Below are 16,583 nucleotides of genomic sequence, written 5' to 3'. Positions count from 1 at the left end.
ACAAAATCATTATAAATCAGTAATCAATATAAATGCAGTTTTTCGATCACATAATTATAAGGGCAGTGTCTTTACCAATTCAGTCTTATGAAAAAAATAGAGATGATTTGATTAAATTTTTCTCTGAAAATAAATTGTTTCATCTATCCCTTTTGGTTTCTTCCAGAACATTATACGAAGACATTAAAAAAAATAAAACAACTAAGATTAAATCCACACTTGGGAAATATTTTTCCAGAGCGCATTTTAATCCAGTCCCTTTCGGTACTTTTAGTAGCGTTAGCTGTTTGAGTTGGGGTGATAATACAAATATCACCAAATCTGATTTTCTTTCATTAAAGGTTGATTTTGATAATTTTTATTATTTAAAGAAGGTTCAGAATTCCTTAAAAGAGGACTGGAGAAACTACTCTTTTTTCACTAATCCTTCTATTCACTTTTTAAGCGAGTCCAAGATCAGTTTCTATAAATATGAGATTAAATCAAATGGACTTTTTGAGTCCAGTTTTGTTGAAATTGATTATGATGAAAATATAGAATGGTTAATAAATAAATTTGAACTAGGAGCTAAAATAACAGAAGTTGTAATAGATCTTTTAGAAAACGGTTTCTTAGAATCTGAGATAGATGATTTCCTTTTAGAAATAATTAATGCTGGTCTTATAATTAATGAAGTGAGTTATTTTCCATATAACAAGAAATTAAAAATTAATTTCAAGGGAGTAAATTCTGCCTTAATCAGTGAAAATGTTCATCATTTGAAAATGCCTAATGATCTTGATGATTTTATTCAAGAATATGTAAAGGAGCAGGATGCTGATTTAAAAGAAGATAATATAGGATCTCAATTGCATAATGTAACCTCTTTTGAAGAAAATTTGGGACAGTTGGATTCAAAAATAAAAAATAAAATAAAAAACTACATTGATTTTTGTCTCCATTATAATGCAAGTAATACAATTAATGAACATCTGGCTGAGTTTGGCAGTGTATTTTATCATAATTTTAATGATGGTTTTGTTCCCCTGAGTAAGGTATTTAATCCATATTCAGGTCTAACTTACAGTTCAATTAAAAATAAAAAAAATAAAACTTTAAATTCGGAATTACTTACTAAAATTATTCTAGCCAATACCGATGGGGTTCACCTCTCATTACCAAAAAAATCTAGCGAAGAAATAGAAAACAACAGAATAAGGCTACCTGCAACTTGTACAGTTGTTTTTGAAGTTCTGTATTGTAAGGAAACAGGAAAAGAAATAATTTATTTTAAACACTTAGGTGAAGCTTCTGCAATAAATTTAATAGCAAGATTTGGTCACGTTACTGATAAGGTGATTGAAGATATTGTTAATTATGAAAAAAAAATTAATGAAGGGAAAATTATTGCAGAGGTTAATATGATTTCTAATTCAAGGAGTATTAATCTTTTTGCAGAACGACAGTATTATGATTATAATATACCTTTAAACACCTCTGGTACTGTAAACTCAAATAGTATTCCTTTGTCTGATATCTTTATACGTTTTGATGGAAAAAAGTTTATCCTTATCTCAAAAAAATACGAGAAGGAGATTATTCCTAGAGTTACATCGGCAATTAACCACAAAACATCGTCTTCTGAAATTTATAAATTTTTAAATGAGTTAAGATCACAGGATAGTGAGGTTTATTCTGTTTGTTTTGATTTCAATTTGTACAAAGATTCATTATTGCAATATGTTCCCAGGATATATCTACAGGATGATATACTAATGCATCCTGCCCAAATTCTGCTTGTTTATGATAATTGGAATCTTGAAGAATTTAAAGACTATTTATCAGCCTTAATTGAAAGATATTCATTTAGTTCAAAAGTAAGTCTGCAGGACTCAAAAGGAAATATAATCATAGACTTAGAAAGGGAAGATAATGCGGTCTTATTATTCGAAAGGTTAAAAGAGACTGGAAAATTATACGTTACAGAATTTCTGTATGATTCGTTTGTTCCTGCTGTTACTAGAGATAATGATAATTTTTCACATGAACTTATGGTGAGTGTTAAAAATACTCGATACGTAAATAAAGATTCAAAGCTGAATTTTTCAGAAGATGTATCAGAGTTTAATAATACTCCAATTTTAGCAGATTGGCTGTATTTTGAGTTGTATTGCAATACCTATGCAGAAAATGAAATCTTAAATTATATATATGATCACATCATTTCGAAAAATAAAGTGGATCAATTCTTTTTTGTTCGTTATAATAATCCTGACAATCATTTAAGAGTACGATTTAAAACTAAATCAACAGCAGTAAAGAAATTCATTATCTCAAAAATGGATCAATTAAAAATTCAGAATTGGATTCTTAAATATCAGATACTCCCGTACCAGCAGGAACTTTACAGGTATGGTGGAACTGGTTTAATGTTGCTTACTGAGAAAATTTTTACTCTCGATAGTATAGATACTATGGAAAATGTTTTAAAGGTAGATTTAGAGATACAAGGAATATTTATTTTCTCAGTACTGAAACTAAAATATTATCTGGAGTTTTTTGATCTTAGCATGGAGGAAATGATATTGTTTTGTGAGAGTAATATACTCTATTTTTCTAGTGAGTTTAATTTAAATGCAGAGATGAGAAAATCTTTTAATAAAGACTTTTCTAAAATTAAATCCGAAATAGATCTGTTTAATTATAAGAACTTCTTACATGATTCAGAATTCAAAACAGTTCTTAACAATGCTCTGGATAATAGTTATCTGGTAAGATACAGTTACGTCTCAGCTATTATGCATATGTCTATGAACAGGGTCTTTAATGAGAATCAAAGATTTCATGAATTTAAAATATACTATTTAGCAAAATGTTATTTAAACCAATTAAAACATACAACTATAAACATACAGCAATGATAAACGATAATTTGTTAGAAAAAATTATAAGTCCGTCTAGTTTACAGGATTTTATGGAGAACTATTATGGCAAAAAGACACTGCACATTGAAAGAAATAACAGTAGCTATTATGATTCGATAATATCTGCTTCAATTTTAGATGAAATTTTGACATCTTCTATTTTGACTGAAAAGAATTTGAGAGTTTCCAAAATTGATAAACAGATTTTTAAGAAAGAATACAGTGTCCATGATGAATTTTACAATGAGGATCAAATTAATATCGGTAAGGTGATGGAACTTTTCAATGATGGGGCTTCCGTTATTATTGATAACATATCCAAGTTCAGTCGTAACATCCTCGATCTTGAAATAGAGATTAGCAAAAAAATAGGCTATATTAAAAACATTTCATCAAATTTATACCTCACGCCTTCAGATTGTCAGGCTTTCCCTCTCCATTATGACACTTCCGAAATCTTTATTATTCAATTAGCGGGAACCAAAACATGGGAGTTATATGAGTATTCTAAAGAAGTTTATCCTTTGAAGAATTCTATAAATCATAGCCTTCCGGAAAACACTTCAGGCAGTAAAATTACCTTACAGCCCGGAGATATGATTTACATGCCTCGGGGTGTATCTCACAAAGTATATACAAATGATGAACCCTCACTCCATCTTACTATTAGTTTGTTTCCTCAGACTTTCGTAGATCTCTTTGAATTACTGCATACAACGCTCAAAAATAATGATAGTAATTTTCGTAAAAATATTACTAAACAGACTTCTGTATCGGAGATCAAAAAATTATTTACAGATAGTTTAGATCAAACTCAACTAACGCTTTTTTTAGAAACATTAGCCAGTAAAAATAGATATAGTGAACTTTACGAATACAAGAATATTATAAATAGTATTTTTGAAGAAATTGATTTTAAGAAAACGGATTTTAAGTTTAGAAAATATGCAGAGATTAATTATTCTGAGGGAACAAGTTTAATTCAATATGGAACTAAAAAAGTTGAAATTGAAGGTGATTTTTCTAATTTAAAGCTGTTTGTCAATACTAATACTACTCTTAACTTAGAAAATATGAAAGTTCATTTTGAAGAAGAATTATCTGAAGAATTACTTTATTTATTATTACAAGAAGGCATCATTTATAAGATATGTTAAATAAATTTCCAAATTTTATTCAGGCAGATTCTAAGGATTGTGGTCCAACTTGTTTAAAAATAATTTCCAAGTACTATGGTAAAAATGTAAACATTCAGGAATTGAGGGACTACAGTGAGACTACCCGAGAGGGTAGTAATTTGCTACTGCTAAGTGATGCTGCAGAGAAGATTGGATTTAGAACTTTGGGAGCTAAATTATCAGTAGCTGAACTTGATGAAATGCCAATGCCTTGCATTTTACATTGGAACAATAGTCACTATGTAGTTTTATATGAAGTAAAGAAGCCGAAATTTGAAAAAATCAAAAAAAAGTTAGGTAGGATTGGCTTTAAATTTGATTTGTCGTCAGGTCAGGTATTTAAAGTTTCAGATCCCGGACGTGGTTTACTGGAATATAATAAAGAAGATTTTACCAAATCTTGGATTGGAAATAATGCTACTGATTTTACCCAAGAAGGAATCGCTTTATTAATTGAATCCACGCCAAAATTTTTTGAATCAGAGTTTGAACAAGATCGTAAAGGCTTCGGATTTGAAATATTGTCGAAATATGTCTTGCGATACAAATCATTCTTAGTGCAATTAGGTATCGGGTTGTTTGCTAGTAGTGTTTTACAATTAATTATTCCATTTTTAACCCAAAGTATTGTTGATATTGGAATACAGAATCAAAACATAAATTTTATTTATTTAATTCTTTTCGCACAATTATTTCTTTTTGCGGGAAGGACTGGTTTGGAACTTATCCGTAGTTGGATATTATTACACCTTTCCACAAGAATAAATATTTCTTTGATTTCTGATTTCTTCATTAAATTAATGAATTTGCCCATTTCGTTTTTTGATGTCCGAATGACAGGAGATATTATGCAGCGCATTAATGATCATCGTAGGATTGAGAAGATTCTTACTTCGTCATCCTTAAATGTTTTGTTCTCTGTAATTAATATGTTCGTTATGGGTGGTGTTTTGGCTTATTATAATCTTAAAATATTTTTTGTTTTTTTTGCAGGGAGTATTCTATATTTCGGTTGGATTCTTTTATTTTTAGAGAAGAGAAAGGATTTAGATTACAAGCGATTTTCGCAAGTTTCAGAAGAACAAAGCAAAGTTATGGAACTTATTAATGGAATGCAGGAGATCAAATTGCATAATGCTGAAAAACAAAAGCGCTGGGGCTGGGAATATGTGCAGGCTAGGCTTTTTAGGGTTTCGATAAAAGGTTTGATTTTAGAGCAGACTCAGACTATTGGCTCGTCTGTCATTAATGAATTGAAAAATATTTTAATAATTTTTCTTTCGGCTAAATTGGTTATTGAAGGTGAAATTACGCTGGGGATGATGCTGGCTATCAGCTCGATTGTAGGAAGTTTAAATGGCCCAATTATACAAATTATAGAGTTTGTCAGAGAGCTTCAGGATGCCAAAATAGCATTGTCCAGATTATCTGAGATTCATGATAAAGAAGATGAAACGGATCAAGAATTTCTGCAAACCAATGATGTACCTTTTAATGATGCCATTAAGATTGAAAATATTTCGTATCGTTATTTAGGTTCTGATATTCCTGTTCTCAAAGATCTTAGTTTAATAATTCCAGCCAAGAAAATAACAGCAATTGTAGGGACGAGTGGCAGTGGAAAGACAACGCTGATGAAATTGCTTCTTAAATTTTACGAACCAAACAGCGGAGAAGTTAATATTGGGAACACAAAACTAAAAAATATTTCCCAAAAAGCTTGGCGATCAAACATTGGAACAGTAATGCAGGAGGGTTTTATTTTTAGTGATACTATTGCTAATAATATAGCTATTGGTGTTGATAAGGTTGATAAAGAAAGATTGGCTTATGCTGCTGATGTCGCTAATATTAAAGAATATATAAGCGGTTTACCTCTTGGATATAACACAAAGATAGGTTCTGAAGGACTAGGAATGAGTACGGGACAAAAACAAAGACTACTCATTGCAAGGGCAGTTTATAAAAACCCTGAAATATTGTTTTTTGATGAGGCAACATCCGCTTTGGATGCAAATAACGAAAAAGAAATTATGCAAAAACTCGATATTTTTTTTAAAAATAAAACTGTTGTTGTTATTGCGCACAGATTAAGTACGGTTATGAATGCAGATCAGATTGTCGTTTTGGATAAAGGAAAAATTATCGAAATAGGATCACATTCATCTTTAGTAGAACAAAAAGGAAATTATTTTGAATTGGTTAAGAATCAATTACAATTAGGAAATTAATCATGGCTGAAGATAATACTACATTCGAATTAAGAAGTGAAGAAGTTCAAGATATTCTCACTAAAGTACCACACTGGATGATCCGTTGGGGAACAGTTTTGATTTTCGTAATTCTCTTTATGCTCTTTTTTGTGTCGTGGTTTATTAAATATCCGGATGTTGTAAATACTGAAATAGTGATTACAACGAATATTCCTCCAGAGAAAATAGTTTCGAAATCCTCCGGTAGAATCGAAGCGATTTTGGTAAAAAATAAATCAATAATAGAAAAGAATACGACATTGGCTATTATTGAAAATACGGCGAATTACAAAGATGTATTTTTATTAAAAAGTATAGTTGAGGGTTATAATATAAATGATTCAAAAAAAGATTTCCCGTTTGCTTTACTAAAAAATACGCAATTTGGAGAAATTGAAAGCGCATTTGCTATTTTTCAAAAAGATTATCAGGCACAGGAATTAAACAAGAATTTACAGCCTTTTGAAGTAGAAAACAGAGCTCAGAATTCTGAAAATATTCAAATCAAAGAACGATTGGATATTTTGCAACAGCAAAAAGTAATTAACGAAAGCGAACTGCAACTTCAAAAAAATGAAGTTACCCGTTTTGAAACACTATTTAATAAGGGAATTGTTTCCACTCAGGAAATGGAAGCTAAAAAACTGAGTTATCTTCAGGCACAGAAAAATTATAAGAGTCTATTATCTTCTATTTCTCAATTAAGGTCGTCTTTGATTGATAATACAAAATCTAGTCAGAATTCCCACATAAACAGCACTAAAGAAGAAGTTAATTTAGGACGCAACATGGCGCAATCATTTTATCAGCTTAAAAAAGTGATAAAAGACTGGGAACTAAATTATACTTTGAAATCTTCCGTTAGTGGCGTTGTAACTTTTTTGCAGGTTTGGACAGAAAATCAAACGATAAATACAGGAGATAATGTTTTTTCGATTATTCCGGATGCTAAAAATGGTTTTATTGGTAAAGTAAAAGCTCCGGCATTAAATTCTGGAAAAATAAAAGTGGGGCAAAAAGTGAATATCCGCTTGGCAAATTTTCCTGACAGGGAATTTGGTGTATTGTACGGTAAAATTCAGAATATTTCTTTAGTTCCTGACAAAGATGGAAATTTATTATTGGATGTTGCTCTGCCAAACGGATTACAAACCTCATATAAAAAACAAATTGTATTCCAGCAAGAAATGAAAGGAAGTGCTGAGATTGTAACCGAGGATTTACGCTTACTCGAGAGAATTCTATATCAGTTCAAGAGTATTTTCGAACAGGTTTAGGTAAAACAATTTCTAGTAAGATTCGAATTCCTCATCGACCACGAAATCAATAATAAAATGGAGGTCCAGACGGAACCGTTTACGAACCATTTTCACACTATTTAAAGAAACTTGCTTCAACGTAATTATTGCAAAATAATACACCTTCAGAAGATAACTCGTTGTAATTTAAATTGTTATTTGTAATAAAAGTGTTTTTATATTAGTAAGACCGTTGGAACAAAATCCTTATCTTTTAGTAAGAATGATGGTCTTAGTAATTTCTCTCAGCGCTGCTGAGAGAAATCTGTAAAATTCCAATTAATATTAGTGAGTAATTACATTTTACATTGAGAATCCTCTTCTCCTTTGTTTCTTTTTTTTGTTTTTCAATTGATATGGTAAATAATCAATTGTCTGTTCAGCCTGCATTAAATTATCAATAATCTTATCTAATTTTGGTAACATTTCAAAGTATTGTTTCCCTTCAAACGTAAGCACATCCAATATTTTTACTATATCAGGAATAGTGAATGTGTTCTTCTGTTGTTGCAAAATAGTAATTAGTGATTCTTTAGAACGAAGCTTTTCATAAATCTGATTTCTTTTTTCTTCACCAGTAACCTTTAATCCGCATCGTTCTTCGATAGCTTTTGCACTGTATTGTTTACCCAAGCTACTGCCATTAAAAACATTTTTTGTTGTATGGTCAATATAGGTAATGCCATAGAGTAAACCTTCATCACTTTTTCTAAAAATGGTGCTGATGCCCTCTTTTTCCAATCGTCTTGCAAGTTCGGTTATCGGCATTGATCGCTCTCTTAATAATGCCATATCAATGGCATTTTTCACTCGTGTTTTATCACGAGGTGCTCTAACCTGGTTACTCTTGAATTTTTCCTCTAAAAACTTCAAAGTCGGTTTGTTGTAAAAACTGCTGGATTTAATTGGAACACCTATTGGTTTGCCTTCTGCATCTAATATATGATATACCAATCCTTTTGCTAAAAACATTTTTGAATTCTCACTGCCACGGTCTGCAATGACATTGTACTGTTTGAGAACGGCATTAAGCTCAGCAAAGCTATCGTACTTGTAATGGTTCAGAACAGTATTCAGAACATTAAATATAGCTTTCTTCGATTCAATCTTTCCATATTGAACCTTGCCCATTGAAATAGGCTCTAAACTAAATTTTTCTTCCTTTTTTCTTCCTTCTGCTTTTACCAGTCCAAATTGCTCTTCAATCTCCTTTCTTGCAGGTTCTGATTTTCTCAAACCAATATTGTGCAGGTCAATACGTTTGCCGTCCTTTTCTATATTCACTGAAATCACGTGTAGGTGTTCGTGTCCGGCATCGTGATGTTGATACACCAAATAAGGTTGTTCACCGAAGCCGATTTTCTCCATATAAGTATCCGCAATGGCAATTAGTTTTTCTTTGGAATGTTTTTCCGATGGGTCAAAATTAAGGGAAATGTGTAGCGCATTGCATTTTACATTTTCGTTTAATTCTGCTCGTTTTACGAACCGATTTAGCTTCATAATATCAGTCATTTTATCGATGTCTACAGGATAATTACCAGCTGCAATACACTCTGCGGTACCTGCCTTTACTTTGTTCTCATTATAGTAAAAAATACTACGGATTGAATGGCTTGATTTTATGATTGCAACCATTTGTCGGTAATTTTACAGGTGTGATTTTTAATGCCCTCTATCTTATCATTTATGATTTTTCTATCTATTTCAAAACTGATAATCCATACTCTAAATTCCGGAATTTGTTGCAGGGTATGCAGTTTTTTCACGACCTGATTCAGGTTGCTTCCAATAGTATTTAATTCTTTGCGAAGTAGTGTTGTTTCTTCTGTAAAATCATCTAACGACTGATTTCTGTAAGTGGTGGTAATATTCTTGTCGAATAGGTTCTTGCGAAGATAATCACTTAACTTACGGCAGGTACTGGCTTTGTATTTCTGCTCAATTTTTGCATATTCTTCTGTTGTCAGTCGCAAAGTAATTTTGCGTGTTCTGTTTGAATTTTCTCTTTCCATCATCTTTCCTTTTCATTGTTATCAAACTCTTTTTCTTTTTAGTGTCTCCACCACCGAGTTCCGAGGTAATAGGTGGCAAGATAGGTGGTTGTCCGACAACCATACATCTTGCTGACTGCAGGAACATGGCAGTATTTTAGACTTTTAAAAGGTAAGCACTAAATTAAATAGAATATTTGGAACTAGACCAACATGGACATATTTTGACCATGACATCTATTGATAGTTGGAAAAAAGCTAAGGTCATATTTAGTTTTTTTCTTTAAAAGAAAGAATTGATCAAGGAAAAAATCATCTATTAGCGTAGCTAAATTTTACTTCGAAAAATTAAATAATTCAAAAGGAAATCTATGTGATATAAATAAAAAGGATGTGGTACGGGAATCCGTAAGAATATCTTTTGCAAGTTTAATATCTTTGGAATAATGAAAGACAGATACCAAAATATAGTCGATAGGGAAAAAGCCAAATTAAGTTTTGAGTTGGCTAAAATTGATCGTCGTTATAAACGAATTATCTTTACTTTGTATGGGACTTTTTTAATCATTCTAATTTGTTGCGTTTATTTCTTTTGCGTTACTTTTTAACGAACTTGTATTTCCGGAAGAAAGGTTCTTATTTATTGCTTTAAATTTAAAGTTTTATGGTGTTAAATTCAAGTGTTTTAAAGTAGATGTTTTTTAAAATTGAAGATTAAATTTACATTTCAAAAGAAAAAAACGAAAAAAAAGAAAGCAATCTAAAAATGGGACAGCCAGGCAAAGGAAGTGCTATAAGTCCCGAAGGGTGACATGGCGAGGAACGAGGCGTGTCATTATGCGCACTTCCTTTGCCGATGTCCAATAAATTCGCTTGCTTTTTATTCTTTTTTGAAAAGTTTTAAAAAGTCTTTTGAAAGTGTACGCTTCTTAAAACCAATCAAAAAATAACAAAAGAAGAAGTGTACTTTTTCAAACCATAACACTTTTATAATCCGCAAAATTCTGAATGCTTTTATGAAGGTTTTTGTGGGTGTTCTGAAAACATAAATACAATCTGAAATTATCTCTTTACAGTAAAGTAATTGTGTCAGTTAGATTATTAACAGAGATATAATCCAATACAAAATCTTCCGCTTCTTTTTTATGTTCAACAGAAGTCGAAAAGGAGTTGAGATAAAAATCTTCATTTTCATCTGCAATGTGAATAATTTCAGTGTAGCCTTTTGTGATTAAAGAGCCTTTCAGTTTCAATACTTTAAGCTCGTTACTTCTGTCAATTTCTTTTTTTACTCGGAGTTTTATAGTTTTATCCATGGTGTCAGTTTTTGGTAGTTCTTTGGTGTAAATCAAATAGTATTCCAAAACAAAAAAGAGACAGAAAGTCTGTTTGTGTCCATCAACTTGCGTCCTAGATAAGCAGAGGATCAATTTTTGTTCTTTTATTAACTGAAACTACAACATCTTTTTTTACTATTTCAGTTTGTTTTTTCATTAGAGGCAAGATCATAATTGCGAGGTACTTATCAGAAATTAAACCTAGTACTTAGTCATTTTTTTATTGAACATATTGATGCTCAGTTCTACTTTAAGAATGTTTTTTTGAAAACTTTAACTAAAATATCGGATTTTGACAAATTGATGCCGGATTTTGATAACATGTTATCAAAAAGGCTACTGTAATTTTGTTTCATCAGAATTATAAATAATTAAATGAGCAATAAAAAACTTTTTTATTAAATGTAATTTGAATTGGATGTCGAAATCTATTGTATAATAAAATAGAAAAAAATAGTCTGTTTTTTTTCAAAACACGAACCTCAGACATTTTGAATTCCATCTTTTACAAACTATAACTAAAAAAAATCTTTTTTGACAAGTTTTACTCCGTTTTGGATAACAAGCAATCAAAGAGCCTGTTGTAATTTTGTTTCAGCAGCAATCGCAAATAGAATTTAAAAAAAGGCATTAAAATTATTGTATCGGTATCTAAAAAAGTTAGAAATAAGAATGTTTTTTAAAACACTAATTGGATACAATTTAACTTATAATATTTTTTATAAGAAAAAATATTTCTTTTTAATTATTGGCAATAAAAATGGCAGGAAAAGTAAAAACTTTGGAAGGATTTTGCCAACACTTTGTAAAACAATCTATTGTAGTTTTGTTTTGATCTAACTCTAAAAAAAAAGAAAAAGGATTAAAATGTTTTTCTTTTTGAGTTTAATGGAATTTGATTTAGTGAGTACAATTTACTATTTGAATAATAGCAAAAATTGAAAACTGAAATAAAAATTTCCATACTAATTATATATGATTTGATATTTCATAATTCAATCAATTTAAAGATTAGAAAACATGAAGCTAAATATAAAAATCAAAAATGCAATTCTGGAGATAATTTGCCTGTTGTATGTAATTCTATTTGTATATGCGGCGCTGAGTAAATTACTTGATTTTGAGAACTTTCGTGTGCAGCTTGGACAATCCCCGCTACTGAGCGCTTTTGCAGGATCAATTGCATGGATTGTACCGACACTTGAATTACTCATAGCCGTACTTATTATTTTTAAAAAATGCAGATTAAGTGGTCTTTTTGCAGCCTTTAGTTTGATGGTTATGTTTACGACATATATCTATATTATTTTAAATTACAGCTCCTTTGTTCCGTGTTCCTGTGGAGGAATCCTGGAGAAAATGGGATGGAAGGAACATCTTTTTTTTAATTTTGTTTTCATAATGCTGGCAGCAGCGGGTATCCTGATATTGGCCGGTGGGATGCCAAAGGTATCCCTGATTTCAAAACCCGCTGTTCTTGTCAGTTCCTTTTCGGGAAGCGTTCTTTTTAGTATTGGAATTGTTGTAGTAATGTTTATTTTATCAGAGGATATCATGCATCATCGCAATAGTTTTATACGCCGTTTTCCACATCATCAGGCAGTAAAAATAAGCGAAGTTGATTTACGGTATAATTCATACTATTTTGCCGGGGCAGCAAACGGAAATTTGTATTTAGGGAATACTACAGCGCCATTACATATTGTGACACTCGATAGCATATTAAAAAACAAGAAGATATTCCAAATAGAATTGGACAAAAATAGTTTTGGATTTAAAGCGGTTACCATTAGTATTTTGCCACCCTACTTTTTTGTTGCTGACGGGAATGTTCCCTGTTTGTTTAGAGGGGAACTATCCAATTGGAAAGCCTCACTTTTTATGCATGATAAAGCTTATTTTTCACGGATCACACCAATGGATTCCAGCAGGCTTGCCTTTAGGGGACAAGCTGTAAATAACAATGAAAATATTATTGGATCTATTGCAGTTGGGAAAACTGTAAATGTAAAATTAAACCCGGATTTGTTACAAAAACAAATTGATGGTGTTTTTGATACTGATGGGATGCTGCATTACAGTTTGGGTCTAAAACGTATTGTTTATGTTTATTTATACCGCAATGAATTTGTAGTGGCTAATGATTCGCTTGATTTAAAATATATAGGAAAAACTATTGATACTACAAACAAGGCTCAAATTAAAGTTTCCTATCTCTCAGATCGCAATCAAAAGAAAATGTCAGCGCCACCGCTTATCGTTAATAAAACCAGTATTGTTTATAAAAATTTACTTTTTATTCATTCGCCGGCTCATGGCTTATATGAGCCCAAAGATCTGTGGAGCCAGGCAAGTACTGTTGACGTTTATAATTTGAATGATGCTTCGTATGTCTCAAGCTTTTATGTCTATAACATTGGAGATGATAAAATAAGAAGCATACTGGTGCATGAGAATTATCTCTATGCCCTTATTGGCAATCATATTGTTTGTTACGAGTTTAGTAATTCACTTTGGGAACATTATAAGAGTGAATTATGATGATAATATACCAGGGCCCGGGTATCAGGAATGTAATCGAACACCTGTAGAAAAAAGTAGATATTTTTTTTAAATTTAATTTTTATTACAATGAAAAGATCAAATGTAAAAATGCTTTTGCCAACGGCTGCGTTTGCTTTAGCAATTGTAGGTGCTTTTGCCTCAAATCCAAATGGCAAAACAGCAAATGTGAGTGCTCCTGAACAAGGATATATTCATAATCCGGATCCATGTACTGAATCTGTTGAATGTGATAATCAAGGAGATGTAATTTGTACCATTGAAAGTACAAATGAGCAAGTTTTTGGTTTGAATGCCAGTGGTACTACTTGTAACAGAGTATTGTACAAATTGAATTAATTTAAAGAACTTACGCCAGAGTGCTGGGTTCATTTACAATGCAGTTCCGGATTTTATAATTGGAACTGCATTGTTTTTGTTTATAATGATTTTAAATCAGTAGTAACCCAGGAAGGTGCATTATGATTTTGAAGGTAATAGTCAAACCACTGTTTGATATGTTCACTTAGGTTTTTTTGATTTTTCGGATTCATAATTGTATGTTTTTCCTGCGGATATACGAGCATAATATGTTCTTTATTCAATCTTCGCAGCGCCAAATAAAATTCTATACTTTGGTACCAGTGTACCTGCCGGTCTTCTTTACCAGTCCAGGAGAGTAACGGAGTTTGGATATTGGTTACATATTCCAGTGGAGAGTTTCGGTTGTAGGCTGCCTTATCTTCAAAAAGTGATTTGCCCATACGCCATTGCTGATTTTCAAAACGCCAGATCTCCGCGGTACCGGTGTTCCATCCCATTGTTAAATACCAGCTTGTCAAATCTGCTACACCGGCGCTCGATACCGCTGTGGCAAACAAATTGGTCTGTGTAATGATGAAATTAACTTCGTAGCCTCCGAAAGAATGCCCAATAAGACCAATTTTATCTTTTTGTACAATACCCTTTTCGATTACACATTGTGTTGCTGCCACCACACAATTAGTTGCCGAAATTCCGGGATTGCCAATTTCATAGATAATATCAGGACACAAAACAAAATAGCCCTCAGAAGTATAACTGGTTACATTAAATCCTGTTTCATCATACAATGATGGATTAATGTATTGATTCGACTCGTACAATTTTAACTCATATATCTTTACTATCATCGGATATTTTTTAGAAGACTTATAATTGGCAGGATAAAAAAGGGTTCCCGTTAAGGGTATGCCTTTGGCATTAGAATACTGAATTTTTTCAGCATTACCCCAGTAAAAATCTTCCTGCTGTTTGTTGCTTTGAACAATTAATTTCGCCTTGTTATTTTTATCTTTTTTGAACCAAAGCGAAGGCGGTTTATCATAATGCTGCTGTTGAAAAGCATAACTCTCACCTTGCTCGGACTTCATAAGATAATTATTTCGCATCGTATTAAAAACCATAGGTTTTTCTCCACTGGTTTTGTTCCAAATGAAATAACCACTTTCATCGTCATTATTTGCCTCTAAGAAAAGGTCATTGGAAAGATCAATCTCGAAGGCATAAAAACCATCGTAGGAGGCTGTTTTTACAATATCATAGAATTGTTTGGCTACTCTAAATTGTATGTTTTTCTCTCTCCCATGAGTTAATCGATTGGCTTTTTTTCCATCAGGGGAGACTTCCCAAATATCAAACCGGTCATACAACAAGAATGAATCATCGTTTTTTGTCCAGCCTAAAAAACCATAAGGTGGAACTTCACCTGCCGCGTTAAAGTTCTGATCCAATAGGGGCTGATGTATGTTTGCAGAGCAGTTAAAGTGCGCTTTTTTTCTTATATCGTATACCCACCATTTTTGATCTTTAAAATAGGTTACAAAATTCCCTGTTGGGGAGATAACGGTATGATTTTTATTTCCGGAATGTTTGGTGAGTATTCTGGTAGAATCTCCTGTTGTAAGGTTTACTAAGTAAAGATCCCTATCCCCTTGTTGTTTATATTGGGGTTCATATTGTGCCGGATTAAAGGTAAGGGCAAATTTTTGTTCGCCTGCCAAGATCACTTTTGGAAGCTGGTTATTTGTTATTTGCTTAAATTTATTTTCAAAAGGCTTCCAAAGAGCCAGCTTGGCTACTTTTTCCCATTGTCCAATTTCTTCCTGTTGGGGGTATAACAATTTATCGGAGGCATTCCATACCTGTACCCCAGTTGTATCTATTGCCTTCTCATTAGATTCTCTTTTTTTTATCCCAAAAAAAACGCTCTGCCCATCATCAGAAATCGATAGTTTAGTTGATACAGTAGGACTAATTGTGAAATCAGCAGGAAAATTTGAAAAATTTTCAGGCTCAAATTTGAAAAGTTTGTTGTCATTGAGCTGATAAAAAAATAAATTATTCTGAGGAGAATCCGTACCTTTTTGCAAAAAAGCAACTGCATTGCCGTTGTTTCGCCAAATTAGATTATAAAACGGTGCTGAAGCATTTTCAATAATCATGGTTTTCTGCACTTTTTTATTTAAAGAGATAAGTCCGATATTATGATCAGCACTAAAAAGAACAGTGTTTTCCTGTGGGGCTATTTTGTACTGCTGAACATTATTGATCTTTATTAGCGTTTCCCCTGAAGTGTTTTTTATTTCCAGAATAGGATCAGCTGTTTTGCTGTAGGTGATAATATATTTCTTATTCTTTGTGTATTGATATTGTGTGACCCCGGTAATAGTTTTTATCTCACCTGTTTTTAACGTAAGCATTTGCAGTCCTTTTTTGGGGTTAATACAAGCAAAGCTTTCTTCGGCATTAAAATTCCCGTTAGTGCCCCGTGGAAAAACATATTGTTTATGGGTTTGTGTATTTTTAATAAATAGAGTGTCTTGTCCATTTGGATAAGCTAGTTTATAACTGATCCAATTTCCATTTTCAGAAATCTTATCGGATTGCAGGGTTTGCCAGAGATGATAGTCAGACTGCTGAAGGGTCTTCTTTTGTTTTACCTGCCCCGTTAAAGGGCAGGCTACTAAAACAAAAATTAAAAATAGAATACGGGCTAAAAATGACTGGGCCAGTATTAGTCTTGTGTTATAGATTTTCAT

Annotated in this window: 10 protein-coding genes; 6 read left to right on the top strand and 4 right to left on the bottom strand. The window is 32.0% G+C overall.

Features of this window, described 5'->3' with window-relative positions:
* Positions 1-65: 65 nt before the first annotated feature.
* From G3A47_RS02700 to G3A47_RS02685, 4 genes are read left to right on the top strand one after another with little or no spacing between them, the layout of a single operon-like run.
* The gene (locus tag G3A47_RS02700; protein WP_166920157.1) at positions 66-2,900 is read left to right on the top strand and encodes a lantibiotic dehydratase; all 2,835 of its coding nucleotides are present in this window, start codon (positions 66-68) and stop codon (positions 2,898-2,900) included.
* Entirely contained in the window at positions 2,897-4,060 is a 1,164-nt protein-coding gene (locus tag G3A47_RS02695; RefSeq protein ID WP_166920156.1) for a JmjC domain-containing protein, read from the top strand. The genes G3A47_RS02700 and G3A47_RS02695 overlap by 4 nt, the downstream gene beginning before the upstream one ends.
* Positions 4,054-6,312: a peptidase domain-containing ABC transporter gene (locus tag G3A47_RS02690; protein ID WP_166920154.1), complete on the top strand. Its 2,259-nt coding sequence runs from the start codon at positions 4,054-4,056 to the stop codon at positions 6,310-6,312. The genes G3A47_RS02695 and G3A47_RS02690 overlap by 7 nt, the downstream gene beginning before the upstream one ends.
* Positions 6,313-6,314: 2 nt before the next feature.
* Entirely contained in the window at positions 6,315-7,610 is a 1,296-nt protein-coding gene (locus G3A47_RS02685) for an HlyD family secretion protein (RefSeq protein ID WP_166920152.1), read from the top strand.
* 324 nt (positions 7,611-7,934) lie between these two features.
* On the opposite strand, the gene G3A47_RS02680 is transcribed toward G3A47_RS02685, so the two are convergent.
* The 3 genes from G3A47_RS02680 to G3A47_RS02670 all read right to left on the bottom strand — a co-directional run bounded on the left by G3A47_RS02680 (position 7,935) and on the right by G3A47_RS02670 (position 10,941).
* Positions 7,935-9,269, bottom strand: coding sequence for a relaxase/mobilization nuclease domain-containing protein (locus G3A47_RS02680; RefSeq protein WP_166920150.1), 1,335 nt, complete (start codon positions 9,267-9,269; stop codon positions 7,935-7,937).
* The gene (locus G3A47_RS02675; RefSeq protein ID WP_208328334.1) at positions 9,254-9,649 is read right to left on the bottom strand and encodes a plasmid mobilization protein; all 396 of its coding nucleotides are present in this window, start codon (positions 9,647-9,649) and stop codon (positions 9,254-9,256) included. Before G3A47_RS02675 ends, G3A47_RS02680 begins: the two co-directional genes overlap by 16 nt.
* Before the next feature lie 1,046 nt (positions 9,650-10,695).
* Complete coding sequence (locus G3A47_RS02670) at positions 10,696-10,941, bottom strand: hypothetical protein (RefSeq protein WP_166920148.1); 246 nt, start codon at positions 10,939-10,941, stop codon at positions 10,696-10,698.
* A gap of 1,041 nt (positions 10,942-11,982) precedes the next feature.
* Here G3A47_RS02670 and G3A47_RS02665 point away from each other — a divergent pair.
* Together G3A47_RS02665 and G3A47_RS02660 are read left to right on the top strand one after the other, a co-directional pair.
* Positions 11,983-13,503 (top strand): DoxX family protein, encoded by a 1,521-nt coding sequence (locus G3A47_RS02665; RefSeq protein ID WP_166920146.1) that lies wholly within the window; start codon positions 11,983-11,985, stop codon positions 13,501-13,503.
* Positions 13,504-13,593: 90 nt separating this feature from the next.
* Positions 13,594-13,863, top strand: a complete 270-nt coding sequence (locus tag G3A47_RS02660) for a DUF6520 family protein (protein ID WP_166920144.1) — start codon at positions 13,594-13,596, stop codon at positions 13,861-13,863.
* An 80-nt stretch (positions 13,864-13,943) separates the two neighbouring features.
* Here the strand turns inward: G3A47_RS02660 and G3A47_RS02655 are convergent, their stop codons facing one another.
* Entirely contained in the window at positions 13,944-16,583 is a 2,640-nt protein-coding gene (locus G3A47_RS02655; RefSeq protein WP_166920143.1) for a S9 family peptidase, read from the bottom strand.

This window comes from Flavobacterium poyangense (genome assembly GCF_011751075.1).
GTDB classification, from domain to species: domain Bacteria; phylum Bacteroidota; class Bacteroidia; order Flavobacteriales; family Flavobacteriaceae; genus Flavobacterium; species Flavobacterium poyangense.
This window is presented reverse-complemented; position numbering and strand designations above follow the sequence as displayed.